Origin of the sequence: Nocardia sp. NBC_00508 (assembly GCF_036346875.1) — a bacterium.
Classification (GTDB): Bacteria; Actinomycetota; Actinomycetes; order Mycobacteriales; family Mycobacteriaceae; genus Nocardia.
The window spans coordinates 4,309,154-4,332,056 of the sequence record NZ_CP107852.1; the positions used below are offsets into that span (position 1 = coordinate 4,309,154).

Here is a 22,903-nt window from a genome sequence, read left to right on the forward strand (position 1 = left end):
TGCTGGGCGCGTTCTTTTCGCACAAGAAAAGGCCCGGTCGCGGCGCCGCCGCGGGACCGGACCGGCAGACGGATGTGCTCGGGCCGTAGGGGTCCGAGTTTTCGATGATGAACGGGTGAGCGCAGTGCCGACCGGCAGGGTGAAGTGGTACGACGTCGAAAAGGGCTTCGGCTTCCTTTCCCAGGACGAGGGTGAGGACGTCTATGTCCGCTCGTCCGCGCTGCCCGAGGGCGTCGAAGGCCTCAAGCCCGGGCAGCGTGTCGAGTTCGGCATGGCGGCGGGCCGCCGCGGCCCGCAGGCGCTGAGCCTCAAGCTGCTGGAGGCGCCGCCTTCGGTCCGGCAGGGCCAGGAACGCAACGCGCGCAAGGAACCTCCCGCCCGCAGGCACACCGCCGACGAGCTGCACGGCATGGTCGAAGACATGATCACCCTGCTCGAGGCGAAGGTGCAGCCCGACCTGCGCAAGGGCAAGTACCCGGATCGCAAGACCGCGCAGCGCATCTCGGAAGTGGTCCGCGCGGTAGCCCGCGAGCTGGACAGGTAGCTCTGTTTATTTGGCAGCGCCTGCGGCGCTGCGCGAACGGGGAATGCTCGGTCTCGCTTCGCTCGAAAATCGGTGTGGGGCCGTGTGGTTGCGTGGGGCGGGAACCCGCGGTACTGGAGTGGACCGCCCGCCGTAAATCAAAGACTTGGTAGTTCCTGGGCGACAAGGGAATCGACGAGGTCGTTCATCTCCTCGACCAGTGCGGCCGCCCCGCCGCGGTGGGCGAGATTGTGCATTTCGAGGGGATCTTCCTGGCGGTCGTAGAGTTCGTAGTCGAATTCGCTACGTGGTCCAGCTATGTCTCGGGGCGTCGAGTAGCGGGCGAAGCTGTAGCGGGATGTGATCGCGCCGCGCAGACAGTATTTGACGCCTGGTGCTTGGCCACCACTGGATTTGGCGTCGGAGGTGACCAGGATGGCGTCGCGGACAACGCCTGCCGGGCTGGCCAGTAGCGGGGTGAGGTCCTTGCCGACGATCGGACTGATGGCGGAGGCGTCGGTACCGGCCAAGGCGGCCAGAGTGGGCACCAGGTCGACGTGCGAAGTCAGTGCGGCGGCAGTGGTTCCGTGCGTGGCAGGGTTTCTGGGATCGGAGATGACGAGGGGTACCCGGTTGTTCTCGCGATAGATCATCGCCCCCTTCTGCCGTAGTCCGTGTGCGCCACCGAGTTCGCCGTGATCGGCGACCCTGACCACGACTGTTTTGCCCGCGCCGCCGCTGCGGTCCACCGCGTCGAGGACCTGGCCGAGCAACTCGTCCGTGCGGCGCAGCAACTCGAGATACCAATTGCCCCACTGGCGCCACTGCCTGCGCCCCAGGGGCGAGTCGACCTCGTTGGGCATGAGCCCGCCGACGGCCTCGTTCATGGTGCGCCAGACGGTCTGCACCTGTGGTTTGGTCGACAGGTCGGATTGGAAGTTCGGCGGTATGTCGGCGCCGTAATCGGGGACGTCCTCGAGCCGGTAGAAGCGCGGGCAGTACATCATGTCGTGCGGGTTGACCATGCTGACCACGCACAGCCACGGTTCGGGGTCGTTGCCGTGTCGCCGCAGCCACCCGACCGCGTTCTCGACGACGCCCGGATCCTCATGGGTGCCTTCGTTCGGACCGCCACCGGACAGGATGTCGTAGGCCTCGTCGAATCCGTAGGCCGACAGCGCTGTGCTGTCGGCGCCGACGGGTTCGGACAGATGCCATTTCCCGATGTAGGCGGTGCGATAGCCGGACTTCTTCAGCACTGTCCCAAGCGTCGGGATCGCGGTGTCGAGATTCGGGCTCCAGGCGTGCATCGGCTCGAGGGCCGCGGCCATCAGATCGTTGCCGCGCACGTTGTCGGTCATGCCAGTGACCGGAGCCTGCAGCCCGGTGAAGAACGCCGATCGCGCCGGCGAGCACGGGGCCGTCGGCGAATGGTGCATGGCGAACCGTACGCCGGCGGCGTCCAGCCTGGCACGGGCGGGCAGTGTGAAACCCGAGGGCAGAACGACATCCGCACGTTCCTGATCGGTCATCACCACCAGGATGTTGGGCCGCGATGCCGGTGCCGCGGCGGCCTCGGCGCCGAGCGTGCTCCGCAAGACCGGCACGCTGGCGGATGCGGCGGCCAGCATCGCGAGAACCTGACGTCGGTTCGGCGTCGATGGAAGAGCGGACGCGACAGGCTGATCGGGGGTCGAGATGGACATGTCCGGTCCTTTCAGTGGGTGGAACAATCACAGACCACCGTAACTGACGAATCGATTAAATCATTCAAATAGACTTTTCAGCTGGTGAGGGACGCCGCGATACTGTGCAGGCATGTCACCACCCGAGACGACGTCCACTACGCCACGTGGCGAGCAGACGCGGCGGTCGATCCTCGATGTCGCCACTCGCCGGTTCGCCGATCAGGGTTTCCGCAACACTTCGGTGGCCGCGGTGGCGCGGGAACTGGGTTTGGCGCCGTCGGCGGTGTATTTCCACTTCGCCGACAAACAGGCTCTCTTCGTCGCCGCGTTCGATCGCGACGCCGCTCGATTGTGCGACGACGCGCTGGACCAGCCGGGGCCGATGGACGCCGCTTACTGGCAGGAGGTCGTCCGGCGGTTCGTGACGCGGCTCGCCACCTACCCGCTGGTGCATCGAGTCCTCGCGGGCCGAGAGCCGGGCCTGCTCGCCAGGCTGGTCGACGGCGTTGTGCCGCAACGTATTCGGCAATCGCTCGAAACGTCGCTGCGCGCGGGTCAGGAGTCCGGGGACATCGCCGAAGACATCGATCCGAGGGACACCGCGATCGCATTGGAAGCCATCTTCACCGCGGTCGTCATCACGGTGGTGCAGGTCGGCGGCAGCGGCACTTCGGAGCGCGTCGACGCGCTCGGCCGCTTGGTCCGTGCTGCGATCACCGCGAAACGCTCGGGTTGACCGGAGGTAGGGCCAGCGCGGTAAAGGGGCCTACACGAGGAGGCCTTCATCGCAGCGGCAGCCGGGGAGGCCACGGCGGGAGGAATGCCGTCGGGAACTCGCTACGCCGTGCTGATCGACCAGGTGGCGTGCGGGAGGTAGAACTCCTTTCCGGTTTCGTCGCGGGCGAGGATGGGGAGCTGGAATTCGACGCCGATGAGGCGAAGGTCGGGCTCCGGTTTCGACTCGATGGTGAGTGCGAGGGCGCGGTCCGGGTAGTCGTAGCGGCTGATCACCCGGTCGACTCGCTCGCCGGACGGGAGGGTGTAGACGAGCTGCGCGAGCCAGGGCGCCTCGGCCACCTCCTTCGGCAGCGACAGCTGTAGGGGGTAGCCCGCGGGAACGTCCAGTTCGGCGGTCCGGCCGCGGTGGCAGTCCGGCCTGTCGGGAGCGCAGGGCAGCGTCGCGAAAAACGTGCCTTCCACGGTGTCCTCGGGCAGGATGCTGCAGTCCTGCATATTCACCGCGCAGTAGCTGAACGGCCGCACGGTGACCGTTTTGCCTTGCGCGTAGGCGGTGAGGGTGACGTCGGGTTCGTCGGCGTTGCGGATCAGCACCGCCAGCACGCCCACGAAGGCGACGGTGAGCACGAGCAGGGCGGTCGCGACCAGCGCGACGATCGTGCGTGCGTTGAGCTTGCTCACCAGATCGGGTCTCCTTGCCCTCGTTGGATGCGTGTGGTGTCGCCGCCGCGCCGAGGCGTGTGGCCGTGCGCACCGGGCGTGCCGGCCGGGTGCCCGTGCGGCCGGGACGCCGGAACCTCTTGCTCCGCGTGCTGCGGACGGTTGCCGCCGAGGCCGGGCAGCAGCGAATGTCCTCGGAAGCTGACGAAAGTCTGCACCAAGCCGATCGCGAGTATCGCGGTGATCACCGCGAAGCCCTTCCAGTAGTCGGTCGGCAGCAGCACGCCCGCCGCCCCGCCGACAACCCAGCTGAGCTGCAGCACGGTCTCCGACCGTCCGAAGCCGGACGCGATCGACTCGGGTGGGAGGTCGTCCTGGATCGCGGCGTCCAGCGACACCTTGGCCAGCGCGCTCGTCGCGGCCGCGACCAGGGCGGCGACCGCCGCGCCGAGCAGATTGTTCGTGAACGTCGCGAACAACGCGACGAACGCGCACGCCGCGGTGCAGCCGAGCACGACCAGCGAGGGTTTGCCGAGCTTGAGCCGGGCGCCGGTCGCGTTGCCGGCGAAATTGCCGATGGCGGCGGCCGCGCCCACCACGCCGAGCATGGCGGCCTGCTGTACCGGGCGCTGCTCGGTCGCCTTGGCGACGAACGCGATGTAGAAGGTGAGAAACCCGGTCAGCACCCGGATGGCGCCATTGCCCCACAGCCCGGTCACCACCGCGCGGCCGAGCGGCTGCCTGCGCTTGCGCGGTGGCACCGTCGATTCCCTGCCGGACGAGAGCACCTCGGTGTGCGCGTCGGCGCCGTGATAACTCAGCGTCGCGGGCACCTCACCTTCGGTGACCTCGACCCAGGACGGGATGCGCAGGCTCAGATATGTTCCCGCGCAGGCGATCAGCGTCGCGAAGACCAATGCGCCGTTGGAACCCGCGATGGCGGCGGCGAGCCCGGCCAGCGCTCCGGCGCCGATAGTGCCGCCCACCAAACCGAACACCGTGAGCCGGGAGTTGGTGCGGACCAGATCGATATCGGGTGGCAGCACCCGTGGCGTCACCGCGCTCTTGAGCACGGAGAACGATTTGCTGCCGATCATCATGCACAGCGCGAGCGGATACAGCCCCCAAGTGTCGAACTCGATGATCAGCACCACCGCGAGCACCGCTCGCAGCGCGAACGAGGTGGCCAGCGCCAGTCGGCGGCCGCGCTGCAGGCGATCGAGCATCGGGCCGATCAGCGGCGCGATCACGGCGAACGGCGCGATCGTGATCAGTAGGTACAGCGCGACATTCGTCTTGCTCTCCGCGGTGGCGCTGGCGAAGAACAAGGTATTGGCCAGTGCCACCGCGATAGCCGCGTCGAGGGCGAAGTTCGCCATGGTCGCGTAGGTGAGCGCCGTGAGTCCCGACTTGTCCGCGCCGTCGGCCTTGGCCGCGCGCTGGAAGGTCGCGATGCCCTTTTCGGTGAGTTGCCTGCCGCGCATGGCGGCGACGCGGGTCACGGTGAGCTTGCGGGGGACGCGCTGCCCGCCGGGCGGAGCCGAGGTTTCGGGTGGCTCGACCTGCTGCTGGACGAGGGTCTCGGGATAGTCGGGTTCGGTACGGCTGGGCGGCTCGGCGTGCCGGGGCGGTTGCGGGCGCCACGGGAAGACGCGTCGAGGCGTGCGATCGGGCGACGTCGGCTGCTCGGTGTCGTTTCCGCGCGGCAAGCGCTTGGTTGCTGGATTCTCCGGGGTCCGCGACATTTCGTCGCGACGGCCGGGCGGCGATCCCGGTTGGTCGGAGCGCCCGGAGGTGTGTCCCGGTTCCGGCCCGAGTGGTGGCAGCGGCCTGCGGCGACGCGGAGCGTTGGGCGGCGGATATCGGTCGAAACCGGGATGCCGGTCGAAGGGCGGGGACTCCTCGCCTTCCCACCGATCACGGTCGGGACCGGAAGGTTCGCGGGAAGTAGTCACGACTCCAATTCTGGCTTACTCCCGCGCTGGGCATTCACTCGCGCTCCGTGGCGGCGCGTAAGGTCCCGCCCTCGGGTCGCGCTCAGGCCGGAGTGAAACGGACTTCGAACATGGTCGGCCAGTTCTTGCCCGTGATCAGGAACCGATCGGTGCCTGGCAGTTGGGCGATGCCGTTGAGCGCGTCGGTGCCGGCCCGGGCGGTCGCGGGGAGCAAACCGGCGGCCTCGATGGCCGCCAGGACGTGGCCGGACTCCGGGTCGATGCGCAGAATGGTGTCGGTGGGCCAGGCATTGGCGTAGACCGACCCGTCCGCCGCGCACTCGAGCTCGTTGAGGCGCGCATTGTTCCAGCTGGTCAGAGCGACCGAGCCGGTAGGAGCGAAGGTGACCGGATCACGGAAGGTGAGCCGGTCGGTGCCGTCGCTCATCACCAGTCGCCCGTCTCGGGAGCACAGACCCCAGCCCTCGCCGTCGTAGCTCGCCCTGCCGCGTTCGGCGAGCGTGGCCGGATCTCGGGCTATCGCCACGCCGTCATGCCAGGTGAGCTGCCATAGCGTGGCACCGGCGATGGCGATGCCCTCACCGAAATAGGGGGCGGGCAATTCGACCCTGGCCAGTTCCTCGCCGGTCGCGAGCAGCGACGCGCGCACGGTCGACGCGCCGGCCAGTCCGGTGCCCTCGTAGAGAATGCCGCCGCCGACCTCCAGCCCCTGGGTGAACGCCTGCCGATCATGTGGTCTGGTGCCGACTACCTCGATATTCATCCGGGGTGTCGGGTTCTCGGTGGCGTCGCATCCGGCCACAACGAGCAGACCGACCAGCACACCGGTGGCCAACCGACGCCGATTGCGCTTCATACGGCAAAATGTAGGCCGTGAGCGCAGTTTCTGTTTCTGAGTCCGGCATGCGGCCGATTCTGGCTGATGCCGTCGACCTGGCCCGCCGTGCGCTCCTGGAGTTGGAACCGGTAGCGGTGGGGGCGTACCTGGGTGTGATCGCCGAGGACGAGAGCTCGGCGACGCACCGATTCGAAGCCACGCTGCCCGGCTATCGCGGCTGGCAGTGGGCTGTGGTGGTGGCCGCCCCGCCCGAGGCCGACTACGCGACGGTCAGCGAGTCGGCGCTGTTGCCGGGGCCCGACGCCCTGGTCGCGCCCGACTTCGTACCGTGGGAGCAGCGGATTCGTCCCGGTGACCTCGCGCCGGGGGATCTGCTCGCGCCGCCCGCCGACGATCCGCGGCTGGCGCCCGGTTATGTGGCGACCGGCGATCCGGTGGTCGACGAAGTCGCCTACGAGCTCGGTCTCGGCCGCACCAAGGTGCTGAGCAAGGAAGGCCGCGAAGAGGCCGCCGAGCGCTGGTACACCGAGCACGGTCCCGGCTCCGAGATGGCCAAGTCCGCGCCGGCTACCTGCGGGACCTGCGGCTTCTACCTGCCGCTTGCCGGGTCGCTGCGCGCCGCCTTCGGCGTGTGCGGCAACGCCATGGGTGCCGACGGGCGTGTCGTCCATATCGCCTACGGCTGCGGCGCCCACTCCGACACCGTGATGCCCAGCGGCAGCGGCTCCCCACTCCACGAGGCGTACGACGACGCGGCGATCGACATGATCTCGATGGAGCCGGAGCGGGCCGCGCCCGCCTCTCCCGTCGCCGAGCAGGATTCCACCGAACTCGCGGCAGGGACGGGCGAGCATCCAGCGGCGCCGGTTGCGAGTGCTGGGTCCGGCGCTGTTGCCGACCGGGCTGAAGACGTATCGAGCGCGACCGAGGGCGTTGCCGTTGCCGATTCGAGTGCCGCGTCCGCCGCGGCCAAGGAAGAGAGCGCGGAACCCGGGGCCGAGCCGACTGCCGTCGACGCGCCCGCGAGCGAGGCGGACCATACTGCCGTGCCCGGCGAGTCGGACGAGGACGAGTCGAGCGCGGTGACGATCGACACCGACAGTGCAGCTGACACCGCCGAGCGGAAGTCCAGCGCGACCGATGTGCCCGATCCGATAGTGGCTGACGAGAGTGGCCAGGCCCCGGTGGACACCCCGTCGGCCACCGGCTCCGCTGACGCGCCGAGCACCAGTGCACCGACAGAAGCCGCGATCGAGCCCGCCACGGATTCGTTGTCGACCCCGGTCGAGTGGGCCGTGGCGGAGCCGGACTCGATCGAGACGAATGCAGCGGCGTCGAACGCAGCCGGGCCCAGCGCAGTGGAATCGGACGCGGCCGATCCAGACCCGGCCGATTCGGTCGTGGCCGGGACGGACGCAGTCCAGTCGGCGGCTCCGTCGACTGCCGGGACCGCTTCCGAACCCGCCGCCTCCGCCCCCTCGGCAGCCGAGCCGACGACCGAAGCGACCGAGGTCGAAGAGGCTGGTGCGCAGGCTGGTTCGGGCATCGAACCGGTCGGTGAGGCCGAGGCTCGGCCGGAGTTCCCGTCATCGCCGCGGAGCTGACCGAGGCCGCCGATCCGTTCGGCACTTCGGCGCTGCGCGCGGCAGTACTCGCCGCTTGGCGTGATTCGCCGACCCGGTTGCGCGAGGATGCCGCCACCGAGAACGACCTGGTGCGCGCAGGCTACCGCGACCGTTTGCTCACCGAGTTGGCGCAGAACGCGGCCGATGCCGCGGGCAAGGCGGGCATCGCCGGTCGCCTGGTCGTCCGGCTCGACGGTCGGGAGCTGCACATCGGTAATACCGGTGCGCCGCTGGATGTTTCGGGTGTGCACGCCATGACCGCCCTGCGCGCCTCGGGGAAGGCCGAGACCGGCACCGTTGGCCGATTCGGCGTCGGGTTCACCGCGGTGCTCGCGGTGAGCGACGACATCGAAGTGCGTTCGACCTCGGGATCGCTGCGGTTCTCCCGCGCTCGGACCACGGACGCCATGCGCCGGAACGAAGTCCGGATGCCTGCCGTCGAGACGGGCGAATCCGCCCCTCCGGTGCTGAGGTTGGCTTGGCCGATCGAGACGCGACCTGCCGATGGCCTCGACACCGAGATCGTGCTGCGCTTGCGCGCGGACGTGGACGCCGACGCGTTGCTGGCCGCTATGCGTGCCGAAGCCGTCGACCTGCTGCTGGAACTGCCCGTCTTGCAGTGCATCCGCATCGACAGGGACGAATTCGTCAGTAGCGCCGAGGACATGGGCGACGGCATGCACGAGGTGTACGTCGACGGCCCCGGCAGCGAACAACGGACCTGGTGGCAGTACCGCACGCCCCGCGCCCGCTGGCTGCTGCCGGTGCGCGACGGCAAGCCGGTGCCCGCGGCCCCGGATGTGCTCAGGGCGCCGACCAGGTCCGATGAGGAACTGTCGCTGCCCGCGCTGCTCATCGCCGACATCGCGATGCAACCGGATCGCCGAAGGCTGTTGCCCGGCGCCCGGCTCGGCGAGCTAGCCGAAGGGTACGCGGATTTCGCTCGCGCCCTCCCGCCGCGCGACCGCCTCGTGCTCGTCCCCGCACCCGGTTTCGCGCGGAGCGAAGCCGACGGTCTGTTGCGCGAAGCGTTGGTGCGCGAACTGCAAACCCGCCCTTGGCTTCCTGTCCTCGATATCCACGGGCATGCACCGCTGGAAGGTTTCGGCGGAGCCACGGTCGCTTCCGACGAACCACTATGGGACGACATTGCGTCGATCGCCGTCGAACCGCGCGACCTGTCCGGCGGCGGACCTGCTGGATCGGGCACCGAACCGATCGGCGCGCCGGGTGCTGGACCGGGAGAGAGGCCAGACGGCGGGCCGGATGCCCCGGTCGGCGCCCGACCAGGCCATGCGCCGGATGGTTGGCCGGACGCCGCCGAGAGCGCCGAATCGCCCCGCGGATCGGAGACCGAGTTCGGCTTCGGCGGTACTCCGTCGACCGCAGAGCAGGCCCGGCCGTTCGACGTCGCGGTCCCCACCCGTGCATACGTTCTCACCGGTCTGACCGCGGAATTGGCCGCGCTGCTCGAGGGCGTGGTCGGTCCGCTGGTGATCCCGGACCTCTCCGGCCGGGCGCAGGCCGAGCCCATGGGCGTGCTGGACGTGCACCGGATCGGGTTGGCCCGGCTTGCGGAACTGTCGAGTGGGCTGGAGCGGCCGCCGACTTGGTGGCGGTCGTTGTACGCGGCGCTGGAGCCCTTCGTGGTCGATCCGCTCGCGGCGGAAGAACTCGGCGCGCTGGCGGTGCCGCTGGCGGACGGCAGGCTCGTCACCGGGCCGCGCACAGTGGTGCTGGACGACCAGCTCGAGGTCGCGATCCCGGTGCACTGGGCCAGGCTGGTGCATCCCGAGGCGGCACACCCTTTGCTGGCGCGACTCGGCGCGCGGTCGGCCACCGCCGAGGATCTGTTGAGCGATCCGGGCTTGCGAGCCGACCTGGAGGACCACCCCGGCGATCCCGACACCGCCGATGCCGTCCTGCGTCTGGCCGCGCACGCCGACGCGGCCGCATTGCCGTCCTGGCTCGGGCTGCTCGAATTGCCCGGCACCGATGGCGAAGCGCTGCCCGCCGACGAACTGCTGCTGCCCGGAGCGCCGCTGCGTGACCTGCTGGTGCCCGATGCGCCGTTCGGGACGGTCGCCCCCGAACTCGTCGATCGTTACGGCGCGGACGCATTGCGGTCCCTCGGCGTCGGCTGGGATTTCAGTGTGATCGTCGAGGCCGATCCCACCGGACCGGATCACGATCTGGACGACGAGGAACGCTGGTGGTCGACGCTGCCGGACGATCCGCCGGAGCTGGCCGCGGTCCGTGACCTGGACCTGGTGGACGAGGCCGCTTGGCCGGAAGCCCTGCGGCAGTTGTCGGCGACGCCGCGGACGCGCCGCCTGCTCGCCGATGTCGGCGGTTACACCGCGTGGTGGCTGCGCGGATACGCACGGATCGGCGGCACCCCGCTCGGGCTGTTCCGCCATCCCGCCGACACCGAATTCGCTGGACTGCTACCGGCTTTTGCCGTGCCGGACGTCGACCCCGACGCCTTCCGCGCCGTTCTGGCGAACCCGGACGCGATCACCGACGAGCTGGCTGCCGCTCTGCTGGACGCGCTCGGCGACCCGTCCAAAACGCCTGAACCGGACATTGTTTCGCGCACGCACGCCCGTTTGTCCGCCGCCATCGCGACGGGATGGCTGGATCTCACCGACCTCGACCCGCCCGATCGCGTGCGCGCGCTATCCGGCGCTGTGGTCGATTCAGGCGACGTGTTCGTCCTCGACCAGCCCTGGTTCGGCCTTGCCGTACCGCCGGACCGCTTGGTGGCCGGTGACCCCGAAACCGCCCCGGCCCTGGCGGCTTTGCTCGATCTGCCGCTGGTCTCGGAGGCCGTCACCGCCGAGGTGGTCGACGCCGGTCGCCGCACCACCTGGGCGGCGGAGCCGCTGGGCGTCGTGCTGCGCCAGCTGTTCACCCTGCCTGTGCAGGAGGGCGAGCTGGTTGTGCACGACGATCTGCTGGTGCGGTTGAGCGGCCCGATCGAGTCCACGGTCGAGGTGCCCTGGTGGCGGGTCGGCTCGACCGTCCACGTCCGCGCGCCGCGTCCTCGACGCTGAGCAGCGGCCTACTGCTCGGCGTAGCCCGTGATCATCTCGCTCAAGAGATCCAGCTGCCCGCGCACACTTTCGCTGTCGTTGTCCACCAGCCAGCGCAGCACGACGCCGTCGATGACGTTGAGGGTGAATCGGCTCAACGCCCGCACCGGGACCGACCACCGGGTTCCCGTCGCGTCGCGTGCGTGCTCCAGGACGTCGGCGACGGTGGAGTCGTTGAAGTTGTACTGCTCGCGCGCGATCGCGAGTTTCGCCGGCGTTAGTTCGCCTTCGCGCAGCGCGTAAGTGGTCGTTTCATAAGTGAGTAGCTGCCGTTCCGGAGTGGCTTCTATGTTGAGCCACATCAGTTCCAGTCCGGCGCGGACCAATTTTTGAAGGGATTCTTTTCCACTTTCGACGTCCTGCCATACTGCTTCGTTTGCGTCGACGGAATCGCGCAATTCCATCGACAACGCTTTGACCAGCTCGGTCATCAGCGCGTCCTTGTTTTCGAAACAGTAATGCACCACACCGAGCGAGACGCCGGCCGCCTGAGCGACATCGCGCGTGGTCACGCCCGCAACGCCCTTTTTCTCGGCAAGGCCGATCGCGGCCTCGATAAGGTGGGCCCGTCGTTCTTCGACGCTCAATCGGGAGGACACCCAAGGGAGTTAAGCGCGCACCGCGCGCGCAGTCAATTCGCGGGCCGGAAAAATCTGGACTGGACGAGTGACCAGTTGTGTGGTTGGCTGCATCGGACGGAAGGGAGACGGGCATGGCGGTGTCGCGGCGAACTGTGCTGGCGGGGGCCGCGATCGGTTCCGCGACGTTCGCGGCCGCCACGGCGCCAGGGATGAGCGGCGTTCCGGCGGGCGCCGCGCCGGATTCCGGCGGTTACGAAATCGGGGTCGGGCTCTCCGACATCACCGGACCCGCGGCCGAATGCGGCATGATGGGCTACTCCCAGCTCGAGCAGCAGACCGCCGGGATTCACCTGCGCCCGCGGGCCAGGGCGTTCATCGTCGGCAGTGCCGGGCGACGGGTGGTCTTCGCGGTCGCCGAGAACGGCATGATCTTCCAGTCCGTGCACCGCGGCGTGCTGGCCGAATTGGCCCGGCGCTTCGGTGATCTGTACACCGAGCAGAACGTGCTGCTCACCTCGACGCATTCACACGCGACCTGCGGCGGCTCCAGCAACGACTACGCCTACAACCTGTCCATTCTCGGCTTCCAGCAGCAGGTGTACGACGCGGAGGTGAACGGGATCGTCGAGGCGATCGCCGCCGCGCACGCCGACCTCGGCCCTGGCTCGCTCGCGCTCGGCCGTAGTGAGCTGCACGACGCGAGCGTGAATCGTTCGCGGGTGGCTTGGGAGCTCAATCCGCCTGCGGACAAGCAACATTTCCCCGATGCCATCGATCCGGAGGTGACCGCTCTCGCCCTGCGCAAGGGCGGCGCGACGGTAGGGACGATCACCTGGTTCGCCACGCACAACACCTCGATGACCAACGCGAATCGTCTGATCAGCTCGGACAACAAGGGCTACGCCTCGTTCTCCGCCGAGCACATCGACCACGGCGTGCGCTACCTGGACGGCAAGCCCTCGTTCGTCGCCGCCTTCGCGCAGACCAACGCGGGCGACATGTCCCCGAATCTGAACCTGCGGCCGGGTTCCGGACCCACCGAGGACGAGTTCGAGAACACGCGCATCATCGGCGAGCGGCAGTACCTGGCGTCGAAAGAGGCGGTAGGCCAAGCCCAATCGATCGGCGGTCCGATCGACGCGCTGCTCTGCTACATCGACTTGGCCGACATCGCCGTGGACGGTCACTTCACGCCAGATGGCCAACCGCGTCGTACCGCACCGGCGGCGGCGGGTGTTTCGCTCATCGCGGGTAGCGTCGAGGACGGCCCGGGCCTGCCCGGCGGACCCGTGCCGGAGGGCGTGCGCAACCCGTTGGTCGACTGGGTCGGCAATCCTGACCGGACCGCGCCGGGCTGGTTGGCGGACGCGCAGGCGCCCAAGGTGATCGCGGCGCCGCTCGGTCTGTTGCCTCCGGTGCCGTGGGTGCCGAATGTGCTGCCGATTCAGCTCGTTCACATCGGCGAGCTCTATTTAGCCGCTGCGGGAGGCGAATTCACCATTACGTCCGGACTTCGAATCCGCCGTGCCGTCGCGCAGGCACTGAACGTTCCGCTGGAGCAGGTGCTCATGCAGGGGTACGCCAATGCCTACCACGAATACGTCACCACGCCCGAGGAATACGACGCCCAGCAGTACGAGGGCGCTTCGACCCTGTTCGGCCGCTACACGTTGTGTGCCTATCAGCAGGAATTCACGCGTCTGGCCGACGCATTCGTCGCCCGCCGGCAGGTGCCGCGCGGCCCGGCGCCGCGCGACGTTTCGCACCTCCAGCCGAATTTCCAACCGGGTGCGGGACCGGACGTCGCCACACCCGGCCGTGGCTTCGGCGACGTGCTCGTGCAACCCGAACCGTTCTACGGCCGCGGCGGTCGGGTAGTGGCGGAATTCGTCTCGGCGCATCCGAAACACGACAACCGCCGCAACGGCACGTTCTTGGAAGTGCAGCGCAGGAATTCCTCCGGGGCGTGGGCGCGGGTGGCCAACGAGGGCGAGTGGGCGGTGAAGTTCTTCTGGAGCAAGCGCGGCACGGCCGGGTCGGTGGCCCGATTCACCTGGGACATTCCCCTCGATGCCGCGCCAGGTCGCTACCGCTTCGAGCACTATGCGACTCGTCTGGATCCGGACGGCGGGCTGCACCCCTTCACCGGGACAACCGAAGAATTCGAGGTGGGTGGACCGTAGCCCCGCCGACTACAGACCGGTCTGCGCGCCCTTGTCGCCCCGCCGCGCGCCGCGGCGCTGGACCAGGTAGATCACCAGGGCGATCCCGCCGACCACCAGCCCCATCAGACACACCGGACGTGCCGCCGCCCAGCGGTCGCCGCCCACCCACACCACCACGGTGGCGATCAACCACAGCGCGCTGCCGACCGCGAGCACGGGGCGCGGATCGGTCAGCCGCGGTGGAAGTTGCGGGACATTCTTTGTCACGCGCTCAGCCTAATGGGCGTGGTCAGGCGAGGTAAGGCCGAGGCAGCAGCGGCCGAGCGGAGGCGAGGCACCGCCGAGCGGCGGAAAGACGTTCGCGGCGAGGCGGTCGGCGTATCGTTTGCCACTGTGACAACGCCATCGGATCTTCGAGCCCTCGCTGGTGAGCTCTCGCTGGCGGTCGTTCGACTGACGCGACACCTGCGCGGCCGTCGCGCCGACTCGCAGATCTCGCTGACTCAGCTCTCGGCGCTCGCGACGCTCTCGCGCGAGGGTGCGATGACGCCGGGGGCCCTCGCGGCGAAGGAGCGTGTGCAGCCGCCCTCGATGACCCGTGTCATCGCGTCGCTCACCGATCTGGACCTGGTGGAGCGCAATCCGCATCCGACCGATGGCCGCCAGATCATCGTCTCGTTGTCTCCGGGGGGCCGTGCGCTCATCGCCGACGAAACCAGCGCCCGCGAGGCGTGGATGACCGAACAGCTGGCGACGCTCAGCGAGGAGCAGCTCGTTGTGCTCGGCCGGGCCGTGGCGATCATGAAGCAGATCGTCGCGGAATCCGAGTAGCGGCGAGGGCCGCAACAGGATTCGCGGTCACCGCGGCACTCGCTCAGCGTCCGGTTCGGACGAGCCGGACACTGGTCTTCCCGCCCCACCACAGCAGCCGGGCTGTGATCGCCAGGTAGAGCGCGAACGCCGGATAGACCAGCACGCCGTAGTCGTCGGACCACCTCGGTAGGTGGGTGAGCCGCGTGCCCGCGGCGACGAGCAGCAGGAGCCCGAGCACCACCGCGATCGGCGCGAGGGGCGTGGTGTCCTGGTCGGCCGGTGGAGCTGGGCGATCGGTCATGGTGGAGCCCTCCTGATGCGGTCGGCTCGGCGCCCGGATCGAGGCGCGGGGGCACTGGCAAGTCAGTTACCTTCTAGCTAACTTTCGCACGAAGGGGGCTTTTCGTTAACAGTCTGTGACACAGATCACTGTCGTGTCGCGAATGTGGCGAGCATGCCGGATCGACTCGCTTCCGAGTCGGCAGGCGAGAATGGGGATGAGCCCGAGGATCGGCCCAGCCGAATCATCGCGTCGGCGAGACCTATCCGGCGGCGAACGGCTGATCGCTGTCCACGATCTCGCGGCCGAGCGGGAACAGTGAGACAGGTATCAGTTTGAGGTTGGCCCAGCCGAAGGGAATGCCGATGATCGACACGAACAGCGGAATACTCGTCAGTAGGTGACCCAGCGCCAGCCACCATCCGGCAACGATGAACCAGATGATATTGCCGATCAGCGAGCCCGCCCCCGCACCGGGTTTCTCCACGGTGGTCCGGCCGAACGGCCACAGCACGTAGGCCGCGATCCGGAAGGACGCGATCCCGAAGGGGATCGTGATGATCAGGATGAAGCAGATGATCCCTGCCACGATGTAGCCAAGCGCCAGCCAGAACCCCGCGAAGATGAGCCACAGGATGTTGAGAACCAACTGAATCGGCTTCATGACACCAGCATGCCAGCCCCGCGCCGATTCGGACATCTCTTCCTTCCCGGCGGCGGAGCGGCCCACGCTCAGAAGAACCAGCCGAGTGCCGCGTCCCGTTCGGCGCGGAAGGCGTCGTCGAACGCGCGCAGCAGGGCGGAATCCTTGGCCCGCAACCTGTTCGCCGCGGCGAACAGCCGGGCCGGGTACGCGCCGAAGTACATGCTGCCCAGGATGTCGATGCCGAGTTCGATATCGGCGGCACGATCGGTGGGTTCGCAGACGGCCTGTCCGTCCCGTACACGCAGCTCGAACGTGCCACCCGCGTTCCGGAAGGGGTCGGTCACCTCCAGCGCCACATCCAGGTCGCCCGCATAGGCTCGCGCCGCCAGCGCCGCAGGAATGTCCATGAGGCGCAGCCACAAACCGTCGTAGCGTGCCGTCGTGCGCACGAGCCGTGGGTCGGTGAGCAGATAGGGGAGCGGGTCGTGGTCGGTCAGCACGGCTGCGACCCGCTGCACCAGATCCAGTCCGAGCAGGGCCCGCCACAGCGCCGCGTGCGCCTCCTTGGTGACCGCCCGCATCTCGACGACCTCGACCGTTCTCGCCCGGCCCTCGGAGTGGAAGCGATACAGCGCATAGCCGTCGGCGTGCAGCAGCGCGAACAGGTCGCTGCCGCCGTCGCGGAAGCGCTGCGGGTCGTCGAACAGGATGTCCCAGCTCGCGGCCGGACGCACCTGCGCGCCCGGCACCAGCCTGCGCCAGCGGTCGTAGATCGACTCCGCCGCCCCGCGCATATCGCGCGCCGCAGGCAGCGTGACCCCGCCGGGGTCCGGTGCGGACGGCAGGAATTCGGCGAACCGGCGATCGATGGTCACCGCGTTCTCCCGCGTCGCCGTGCCGTAGCCGAAGCGGCCGTAGATGCCGCCCTCGCTGGCGGTGAACATGGTCAGCGGCAGGTCCGCCGCCTCGATGCGCCGGTGCTGTTCGGTGTACATGGCGCGGAGGATGCCGCGCCGCCGATGCGTCGGCGCCACGCCGACACCGGCGATGCCGCACGCCTGCACGGTCCGTTCACCGGGCACGGTCACCGTCATGGTGGTCGACTGGACGTGCCCGACGATCTGTCCGTCGGCCTCTGCCACGATCGAGTTCTCCTCGGGAAACAGCAGCGGCACCCGGTCCAGCTCCGCTGGGTCGTAGCGGGTGCCGAAGGAGGTCTCCACCAGCGTCTCGATCGCGGGCGTGTCGTCCTCGGTGGCGGAGCGGATCGTGATTCCCGGAAGGGTCATGCCTCGACCATCCCACGTTCCCGGAGGCGACCGCACCGGATTTTCCTCGGCGCCCGCGACTGCCGAGCGAACACCGATTCGGTCCCGGCCGGAGCCGCCCGGCAGGATGGAGCGGTGGCCGAAGTGATCGATATCGATGACCCCGCCGACCCCAGGGTCGACGACTTCCGCGATCTCAAGTCGGCCGATCGCAGGCCCGATCTGCCCGGGCGCAAGGGACTGGTGATCGCCGAGGGCGTCGTCGTCGTCCAGCGGATGCTCGATTCGCGATTCGCGCCGACCGCGCTGCTCGGTGTGGAGCGCAAGCGCGCCGAACTCGCCGACGATCTGGTGGCGGTCGATGTTCCGTATTACCGCGCCTCGGCCGAGGTGATGGCGGAGGTGGTCGGCTTCCATCTCAATCGTGGCGTGCTCGCCGTCGCCGGTCGCCGCGCGGAGCTGGAGGTCGCCGAGGTGATCGAGAAGGCGCGGACCGTCGCGGTGCTCGAAGGCGTCAACGACCACGAGAATCTCGGCGCCATGTTCCGCAACGCGGCCGGGCTGGGAGCCGATGCGATCCTGTTCGGCGACCGCTGCGCCGATCCGCTCTACCGCCGCGCCGTGCGGGTGTCGATGGGACACGTGCTGCGGGTGCCCTTCGCGTCCGTGCCGGATTGGCCGGACGGTCTGGATATACTGCGCCGCAAGGGATTCCAGATCGTCGCGCTCACCCCGAAGGCAGCGGCGGTGAATCTGGCGACGGCGATGACGGGGGAGCGAGTGGCGTTGTTGCTCGGGGCCGAGGGCCCGGGACTGACCGAGGAGGCCATGCGTGCCACCGATATCCGGGCGCGCATCCCGATGACGCCCGGCACCGACTCGCTCAATGTCGCGACCGCGGCGGCGATGGCCTTCTACGAGCGGGTGAGGACGGCGTGACCGGTCCGTATCGCCCGTACCCGTCCTACCAGGACCCGACACCATGGGGCGCCGGGCTCACCGTGGCGATCATGGTGGCGCTGCTGTCGGCGGTCGCGGTGTACTCCTTCGGCGCCGCGCTGGCCGAGGTGCACCCGCTGCTCGCGGTCGCGGTGAATCTGGTCGCGGCCGGTGGCGCCGCGCCTACCGTGTGGCGGTGGCGCTTCGCCCCCGTGACCCGGTGGGTGGTCGGTGGCGGTGCGGCGGGTGTGCTGCTCGGGTGGGCAACACTGCTGCTCGGCGCAGTTGCTGCCTGATCGGCGAAGCCATGGCGGGCCCTGCGGTATCGACACCGGGTGTGGTTACGTCTAGAGAACCCGGTCGTGGCCGCGCAGCCAGCCGAAAAAGCCCCGCCTGCGCTGGTCATGTGCCTCCCCGTCGGCCGGGGCCTGTCCGACGGGCTCGGGTGCGTGGCCTTTGGGGTAGAGCGTGAATCCGCAGATGGGGACATCACCCGGCACGAGCGCGCCGTCCGCGGCGGGTGCACGGTAGTGGAAGCCGAGCCATTCGTTGTTCGCGGTGTCGGCGAAGTCGGGCGGATCGAACGGCAGCGTCTGCGGGTCGGGTAATTCACCGGCGCGCCACTGGACCGGATGCTCGCCTGCCCAGTACGGCCGCTCCCACACCAGCGGAAGTCCCTCGTCCTCCAGGATGTTCACCCTCGTCGAGCTGAACGACCTGCGCAGTTCCCCGCGCTCCCAGTGCGCGAACGCACCCCAGCCGTGCCCCGCGTCGAAGGACACCAGGTAAGTGTGTTCGGAAGCCAGCGGACGCACCAGCAACTCCGGGATCTCGGTCGGACGGATGCGAGCGGCTTGCGCCGAGCACAGCACCGTCACACCGGGATAGCAACCGATGTACACCTGACCGGCTTCCGGGCCCGCACAACCGGCCAGCGTCCCGACCATGATCGGCCGAACATCGCAGTCGTCGTGCAGTTGCTTCGCAAGTGCCAGTGCGGCTTCCGGGTCCGGGTCGTGGTTCGCTCGCAGTACTGCCAAGGGGTTGGGTGCATCGGCATACCAGAGTGACGAAGCCTTCGAAAGCATGTCCGGCACCTCCCGATAGTTGCACGAATCAACTCCGCGAACTTCGAGCAACGCACAGCGGCGCCGATCGGCTCACTACAGGGATGAGCTGCTCGGCGCCGACGCACGTCGTCGACCACACCGCAAACTTACTCGCCCAGCACTGGCTGTGGCGTGGCTTCGCACCGCGAACACGCGACGCGCCCAGCCGTCATATGCGGACCCGCTCGTGGGTGTAGGTAGCAATTCCATTCGGGCGGGCGATCGAGCATCGGATCGCAACTACTGATCTCGCGAGCACATGGGTCACTCACCGGGAACGCCCAGAACCCGGGCGATACCCAACGCAGGACCTGAACGCGGGCCCCGCGGCACCTACTAGTGCCTCGTCAAGCAACCTTCGGTAGGTAATCAGGGTGCCGGATCTTGGAGTTGACGGCGAAGTCGCGTTTGGGTCGGGCGTGCTGGTTGTACCAGCGGATGTAGGCGCCGATCGCGGCGTCCTGTTCGTCGTGGCTGCGGTGATCGGTGCCGTTCAAGGCGAAGTAGCGTAGAGCCGCGAATTCGGACTCGATCCAGTTCAACCACGATGAATAGGTCGGTAGGAAGACCAGTTCCACGTTGTTGGCCGCAGCCCAGGTGCGGACCTCGGCTCGTTTGTGCGGGGAGAAGTTGTCGGCGATGACGTAGAGCTTCTGTCCGGGCCAGCGCGCCCGCAGCGACTTCAGCAACGACAGGAACTCCTGCCACCGTTTACGATCCCGGATCCGGTAGTGGATCTTGCCGGTCGCCAGATCCAGAGCGCCGAGTAGGTGCCGCACGCCCTGGGTGCGCCGGTAGGTCGCCCGCAACCGTTTCGGGGTTCGTCGCCCGAACCAGCCACGACCAGCGCGGGGTTGCAAGTTCAGCGGCCCGAACTCGTCCACGCAGACCACCCGCCCATCGGTGGGTGGATGGTCATAGAGGTCCAGGACGCGGTTCATCTTCGCGGTGAACTCCGGGTCGGTGCCCGCTTTCCAGGTCTTGACCGCCTGCCACGACACCCCCTCGCCGTGGAGGATCTTGCGCAGAGTTTCGCGGCTGATCTCAGCGATTCCGTTGGTCAGCAACACTTCTCGCAGTTTCGACAGGCTCCACACCGAGAACGGCCAGCCCAGATCACGCGGGCAGCACCGGGCGATACAAGCGATGCGTTCACGCGTCGCCCGATCTACCTTCTTCGGCCTGCCCGCGCTCCATTTTGGGTCCAGAGCTTCGAACCCCCGCTCGTTGAACTCGTGGATCACCTGCCGCACATACGCCTCGCTGACCTGCATCAACCTCGCGATCGCGGGGGCCGGTTGCCGCTGCGCCGAGGCCATCACCACGATCGCTCGTCGCGTCCTGACCGGTTGTTTGCTCGTCTTGGTGATCTTCTGCAACCGGCGCCCCTCCTCCGGGGTCACCGCCCGCACAAACACTTCCGGCCTCCGGGCCACCGACACCACCTCCACTGGCAGCATCACCGGACACGCGTCCACGATCAACCCGACACCCGGTTACCAGGGCAACCTACCTGGACGAGGCACTAGTACGGCCTGAATACCCGGAGAGGCGGGGGAGTTCAGTGGCCGGAGCTGCGCACGCCGAGGAGCACGTCCTCCCAGGACGGCATCGGAGCCTTGCCGCGCTTGCTGCGGCTCGGCTTCGCAGGAGCCTTGGCCGCGGGCTTCGCGGGCTCCTCGGCGGGAGCGGGTGTCGACGCGGCGGGCGCGGGCTTCGCGGGCTCCTCCGCTGCGGCGGAGGAGGTCGTTGTCGCCGCGGCGCCGTTGGTGGGCGCCGCGTTACCGGCGGCGGCAGTCGCGGTGCTCGACGCAGCGGGCGGCGCCGCACCGGCGCCCGCCGGGATCGCCGCGGAGCTGCCGCCAGCCGCCACAGCACGCTGTTCGTAGTACTCGTCCAGTGTGGGCTGGTTCTGGCGGCTCGCCGGACGCGAGGGGGGCGCGGGCGGGGCGGGGCGGGGTTCCACCACCGGCTCCGGTTGTGCCGCGGCCGGTTCCGGCTCGGGGGGCAGGATCGTCGCCAGCCCGCGCAGCGCGCGCCCGAAATCCGGATCGATCAGATCGGAGGCCGGATCGTCGAGCGGGGAGACCGAGCCGCCGTGCGCGTCCGGCTGGTAACGCCAGTGCGCGGCGATCTCGGAACGCCCGTTCTGCCACTGCAATTGGGCGACCCAGTACCCCTTCTCGTCTTTCCAGGCGTCCCACTCGGCGCCCTCGATGTTGTGCCCGCGCGCGGTGAAAGCGGCGGTGACGACGTCGATGAGCATTTCCACGGCGGGGCCGTCGGGGCGGACGGGGTGCGCTTTCTGGGCGAGCTCGGCGGCACGGGCCCGCTCGAGCAGAACCGGATAGGCGAACCGCTCGACGCGGCTGGCCGGCATTCCGGATTCTTCGGTGACCTGTTCCACGGAGGCCCCTGCGCGAATACGGGCCTGGATATCGCGGGGACGCATAGTTGCTTCCATTTCGATCTCAATCTGGCCGAATCGGGCAAGGTCTCCGCGCGCGGCGGCTCGCAGTTTGTCGTCGGCGGGAAGCCGGAACTTCTGACCGGACTCGGTGTCGATACACACGATGTGCGTGGAGTCGGGCGTCACCCCGATCACTCGAAGTTCACGCACCGTTACCTCCTTATCGCGTCGACTCGCGACACCGCCCACTTTTCGAAACAGTAGTGCACATCTGAGATTCGTGGGGCAGGACACGCGGCACGGAAATCTCCGGCGAGACTCCCGCGCCCCGCTAATCTGCTCTATTCGCCCTGCCGCGCCTAATTTTTCGGCGTGTCGTCCCGGGCGTGTTGCGGCCGTGCGGCCGTAATGCGCGGCGGTCAGCCGAGATTCTGCACGACCCAGTCGATGGAGCGGGTCAGCTGGCTGATGTCGTCCGGGTCGATCGCCGGGAACATGCCGATGCGAAGCTGGTTGCGGCCCAGCTTGCGGTAGGGCTCGGTGTCCACGATGCCGTTGGCGCGCAGCACCTTCGCCACCGCGGCGGCGTCGACCGAGTCGGCGAAGTCGATGGTGCCGACCACCTGCGAGCGGTGCGCCGGGTCCGTGACGTACGGCGTGGCGTACTCGCTCGACTCGGCCCAGGAGTACAGCCGCGACGAGGAGTCCAGCGTGCGCTTGACCGCCCAGTCCAGGCCACCGTTGGCGTTGAGCCACTCGACCTGGTCGGCGAACAGCAGCAGGGTGCCCAGCGCCGGGGTGTTGTAGGTCTGGTCCTTGGTGCTGTTGTCGATCGCGATCGGCAGCGACAGGAAATCCGGCGTCCAGCGACCCGACGCCTTGATCTCCTCGACCCTGGCCAGCGCTGCCGGGCTCATCAGCGCGACCCACAGGCCGCCGTCGGAGGCGAAGCACTTCTGCGGTGCGAAGTAGTAGACGTCGGCGTCGGTGATGGTCACTGGGAGGCCGCCCGCGCCGGAGGTGGCGTCGACCGCGATCAGCGCGTGTTCCGACCCTGCCGGACGCTGCACCGGGATGGCGACACCGGTGGAGGTCTCGTTGTGCGCCCAGCCGATCAGGTCCGCCGACGGGTCCGACACCGGCTCCGGCGCGCTGCCCGGCTCGGCCGAGACCACGATCGGGTCGCCGATGAACGGGTTGCCCTTGGTCACGGCGGCGAACTTCGAGCTGAACTCACCATTGGTCAGGTGCAGCGAACGCTCCCGGACCAGGCCGAACGCCGCGGCATCCCAGAACGCGGTCGTGCCGCCGTTGCCGAGCACCACCTCGTAGCCGTCCGGCAGGCCGAACAGGTCGCGCAGGCCCGAGCGCACGCGCGCCACCACGTCCTTGACCGGCTTCTGCCGATGCGAGGTTCCGAACACCGAGGCGCCGACGTTCACCAGAGACTGCAGCTGCTCCGGGCGCACCTTGGAGGGGCCGCAGCCGAACCGTCCGTCGGCGGGCTTGATGTCGTCGGGAATGGTCGGAAACGCAGAGGTCATGGCGAACAGGGTAGTCGGTGGTGTCG

The 22,903-nt window shown here is 68.6% G+C and carries 21 protein-coding genes; 8 read left to right on the forward strand and 13 right to left on the reverse strand.

All coding sequences use genetic code 11. The features are described from left to right. The first annotated feature begins 124 nt into the window (after positions 1–124). Complete coding sequence (locus tag OHA40_RS19205) at positions 125–544, forward strand: cold-shock protein (RefSeq protein WP_330234271.1); 420 nt, start codon at positions 125–127, stop codon at positions 542–544. 137 nt (positions 545–681) lie between these two features. Here the strand turns inward: OHA40_RS19205 and OHA40_RS19210 are convergent, their stop codons facing one another. Beyond that, complete coding sequence (locus OHA40_RS19210; RefSeq protein WP_330228291.1) at positions 682–2,229, reverse strand: sulfatase-like hydrolase/transferase; 1,548 nt, start codon at positions 2,227–2,229, stop codon at positions 682–684. 112 nt (positions 2,230–2,341) lie between these two features. Between OHA40_RS19210 and OHA40_RS19215 the strand changes: the two genes are divergently transcribed. Beyond that, a complete protein-coding gene (locus tag OHA40_RS19215; RefSeq protein ID WP_330228292.1) occupies positions 2,342–2,947 on the forward strand; it encodes a TetR/AcrR family transcriptional regulator in 606 nt (201 codons plus the stop codon). Between the two features lie 101 nt (positions 2,948–3,048). On the opposite strand, the gene OHA40_RS19220 is transcribed toward OHA40_RS19215, so the two are convergent. The 3 genes from OHA40_RS19220 to OHA40_RS19230 all read right to left on the reverse strand — a co-directional run bounded on the left by OHA40_RS19220 (position 3,049) and on the right by OHA40_RS19230 (position 6,420). Continuing rightward, positions 3,049–3,630 (reverse strand): DUF2771 domain-containing protein, encoded by a 582-nt coding sequence (locus OHA40_RS19220; protein WP_330228293.1) that lies wholly within the window; start codon positions 3,628–3,630, stop codon positions 3,049–3,051. After that, a complete protein-coding gene (locus OHA40_RS19225) occupies positions 3,627–5,354 on the reverse strand; it encodes an MFS transporter (RefSeq protein ID WP_442944062.1) in 1,728 nt (575 codons plus the stop codon). The genes OHA40_RS19220 and OHA40_RS19225 overlap by 4 nt, the downstream gene beginning before the upstream one ends. 292 nt (positions 5,355–5,646) lie before the next feature. Beyond that, complete coding sequence (locus OHA40_RS19230) at positions 5,647–6,420, reverse strand: glutaminyl-peptide cyclotransferase (RefSeq protein WP_330228295.1); 774 nt, start codon at positions 6,418–6,420, stop codon at positions 5,647–5,649. Positions 6,421–6,437: 17 nt separating this feature from the next. Between OHA40_RS19230 and OHA40_RS34745 the strand changes: the two genes are divergently transcribed. After that, positions 6,438–8,006: a DUF3027 domain-containing protein gene (locus OHA40_RS34745; protein WP_442943754.1), complete on the forward strand. Its 1,569-nt coding sequence runs from the start codon at positions 6,438–6,440 to the stop codon at positions 8,004–8,006. A 77-nt stretch (positions 8,007–8,083) separates the two neighbouring features. After that, positions 8,084–11,083: a sacsin N-terminal ATP-binding-like domain-containing protein gene (locus OHA40_RS19240; protein ID WP_330228296.1), complete on the forward strand. Its 3,000-nt coding sequence runs from the start codon at positions 8,084–8,086 to the stop codon at positions 11,081–11,083. A gap of 8 nt (positions 11,084–11,091) precedes the next feature. On the opposite strand, the gene OHA40_RS19245 is transcribed toward OHA40_RS19240, so the two are convergent. Then, positions 11,092–11,709 carry a TetR/AcrR family transcriptional regulator gene (locus tag OHA40_RS19245; protein ID WP_330228297.1) on the reverse strand — a complete coding sequence of 206 codons (618 nt, stop codon included), beginning with the start codon at positions 11,707–11,709 and terminating at the stop codon, positions 11,092–11,094. A 125-nt stretch (positions 11,710–11,834) separates the two neighbouring features. Here OHA40_RS19245 and OHA40_RS19250 point away from each other — a divergent pair, with 125 nt between their 5' ends. Further along, a complete protein-coding gene (locus OHA40_RS19250) occupies positions 11,835–13,886 on the forward strand; it encodes a neutral/alkaline ceramidase (protein ID WP_330228298.1) in 2,052 nt (683 codons plus the stop codon). 9 nt (positions 13,887–13,895) lie between these two features. Here the strand turns inward: OHA40_RS19250 and OHA40_RS19255 are convergent, their stop codons facing one another. Next, the gene (locus OHA40_RS19255) at positions 13,896–14,135 is read right to left on the reverse strand and encodes a DUF2530 domain-containing protein (RefSeq protein ID WP_330228299.1); all 240 of its coding nucleotides are present in this window, start codon (positions 14,133–14,135) and stop codon (positions 13,896–13,898) included. 126 nt (positions 14,136–14,261) lie between these two features. Between OHA40_RS19255 and OHA40_RS19260 the strand changes: the two genes are divergently transcribed. After that, entirely contained in the window at positions 14,262–14,699 is a 438-nt protein-coding gene (locus tag OHA40_RS19260; RefSeq protein WP_330228300.1) for a MarR family winged helix-turn-helix transcriptional regulator, read from the forward strand. Positions 14,700–14,742: 43 nt separating this feature from the next. Here the strand turns inward: OHA40_RS19260 and OHA40_RS19265 are convergent, their stop codons facing one another. From OHA40_RS19265 to OHA40_RS19275, 3 genes are all read right to left on the reverse strand, one after another. Continuing rightward, positions 14,743–14,982 carry a hypothetical protein gene (locus OHA40_RS19265; protein ID WP_330228301.1) on the reverse strand — a complete coding sequence of 80 codons (240 nt, stop codon included), beginning with the start codon at positions 14,980–14,982 and terminating at the stop codon, positions 14,743–14,745. Between the two features lie 241 nt (positions 14,983–15,223). After that, positions 15,224–15,625, reverse strand: coding sequence for a YccF domain-containing protein (locus OHA40_RS19270; RefSeq protein ID WP_330234272.1), 402 nt, complete (start codon positions 15,623–15,625; stop codon positions 15,224–15,226). 68 nt (positions 15,626–15,693) lie between these two features. Further along, positions 15,694–16,896, reverse strand: coding sequence for a GNAT family N-acetyltransferase (locus OHA40_RS19275; protein ID WP_330228302.1), 1,203 nt, complete (start codon positions 16,894–16,896; stop codon positions 15,694–15,696). Positions 16,897–17,010: 114 nt separating this feature from the next. Here OHA40_RS19275 and OHA40_RS19280 point away from each other — a divergent pair, with 114 nt between their 5' ends. Further along, the gene (locus OHA40_RS19280) at positions 17,011–17,814 is read left to right on the forward strand and encodes a TrmH family RNA methyltransferase (protein WP_330228303.1); all 804 of its coding nucleotides are present in this window, start codon (positions 17,011–17,013) and stop codon (positions 17,812–17,814) included. A 71-nt stretch (positions 17,815–17,885) separates the two neighbouring features. Next, positions 17,886–18,110, forward strand: coding sequence for a DUF2537 domain-containing protein (locus OHA40_RS19285; RefSeq protein WP_330234273.1), 225 nt, complete (start codon positions 17,886–17,888; stop codon positions 18,108–18,110). A gap of 51 nt (positions 18,111–18,161) precedes the next feature. On the opposite strand, the gene OHA40_RS19290 is transcribed toward OHA40_RS19285, so the two are convergent. The 4 genes from OHA40_RS19290 to serC all read right to left on the reverse strand — a co-directional run bounded on the left by OHA40_RS19290 (position 18,162) and on the right by serC (position 22,877). After that, the gene (locus OHA40_RS19290) at positions 18,162–18,902 is read right to left on the reverse strand and encodes a DUF6928 family protein (RefSeq protein ID WP_330228304.1); all 741 of its coding nucleotides are present in this window, start codon (positions 18,900–18,902) and stop codon (positions 18,162–18,164) included. A 368-nt stretch (positions 18,903–19,270) separates the two neighbouring features. Further along, the gene (locus OHA40_RS19295; protein WP_330234030.1) at positions 19,271–20,383 is read right to left on the reverse strand and encodes an IS630 family transposase; all 1,113 of its coding nucleotides are present in this window, start codon (positions 20,381–20,383) and stop codon (positions 19,271–19,273) included. 101 nt (positions 20,384–20,484) lie between these two features. Further along, on the reverse strand, positions 20,485–21,543 hold the full coding sequence (gene sepH, locus OHA40_RS19300) for a septation protein SepH (RefSeq protein ID WP_330228305.1): 1,059 nt from the start codon (positions 21,541–21,543) through the stop codon (positions 20,485–20,487). 209 nt (positions 21,544–21,752) lie between these two features. Then, the gene (gene serC / locus OHA40_RS19305; RefSeq protein ID WP_330228306.1) at positions 21,753–22,877 is read right to left on the reverse strand and encodes a phosphoserine transaminase; all 1,125 of its coding nucleotides are present in this window, start codon (positions 22,875–22,877) and stop codon (positions 21,753–21,755) included. Positions 22,878–22,903 lie beyond the last annotated feature (26 nt).

Excerpts from the sequence above, each read along its gene's own strand:
- OHA40_RS19210 (WP_330228291.1), bottom strand. The coding sequence starts at position 2,229 with ATGTCCATCTCGACCCCCGATCAGCCTGTCGCGTCCGCTCTTCCATCG.
- OHA40_RS19215 (WP_330228292.1), top strand. The coding sequence starts at position 2,342 with ATGTCACCACCCGAGACGACGTCCACTACGCCACGTGGCGAGCAGACG.
- OHA40_RS19225 (WP_442944062.1), bottom strand. The coding sequence starts at position 5,354 with ATGTCGCGGACCCCGGAGAATCCAGCAACCAAGCGCTTGCCGCGCGGA.
- OHA40_RS19230 (WP_330228295.1), bottom strand. The coding sequence starts at position 6,420 with ATGAAGCGCAATCGGCGTCGGTTGGCCACCGGTGTGCTGGTCGGTCTG.
- OHA40_RS19250 (WP_330228298.1), top strand. The coding sequence starts at position 11,835 with ATGGCGGTGTCGCGGCGAACTGTGCTGGCGGGGGCCGCGATCGGTTCC.
- OHA40_RS19265 (WP_330228301.1), bottom strand. The coding sequence starts at position 14,982 with ATGACCGATCGCCCAGCTCCACCGGCCGACCAGGACACCACGCCCCTC.
- OHA40_RS19270 (WP_330234272.1), bottom strand. The coding sequence starts at position 15,625 with ATGAAGCCGATTCAGTTGGTTCTCAACATCCTGTGGCTCATCTTCGCG.
- OHA40_RS19275 (WP_330228302.1), bottom strand. The coding sequence starts at position 16,896 with ATGACCCTTCCGGGAATCACGATCCGCTCCGCCACCGAGGACGACACG.
- OHA40_RS19285 (WP_330234273.1), top strand. The coding sequence starts at position 17,886 with ATGGTGGCGCTGCTGTCGGCGGTCGCGGTGTACTCCTTCGGCGCCGCG.
- OHA40_RS19290 (WP_330228304.1), bottom strand. The coding sequence starts at position 18,902 with ATGCTTTCGAAGGCTTCGTCACTCTGGTATGCCGATGCACCCAACCCC.
- OHA40_RS19295 (WP_330234030.1), bottom strand. The coding sequence starts at position 20,383 with ATGCTGCCAGTGGAGGTGGTGTCGGTGGCCCGGAGGCCGGAAGTGTTT.
- serC (WP_330228306.1), bottom strand. The coding sequence starts at position 22,877 with ATGACCTCTGCGTTTCCGACCATTCCCGACGACATCAAGCCCGCCGAC.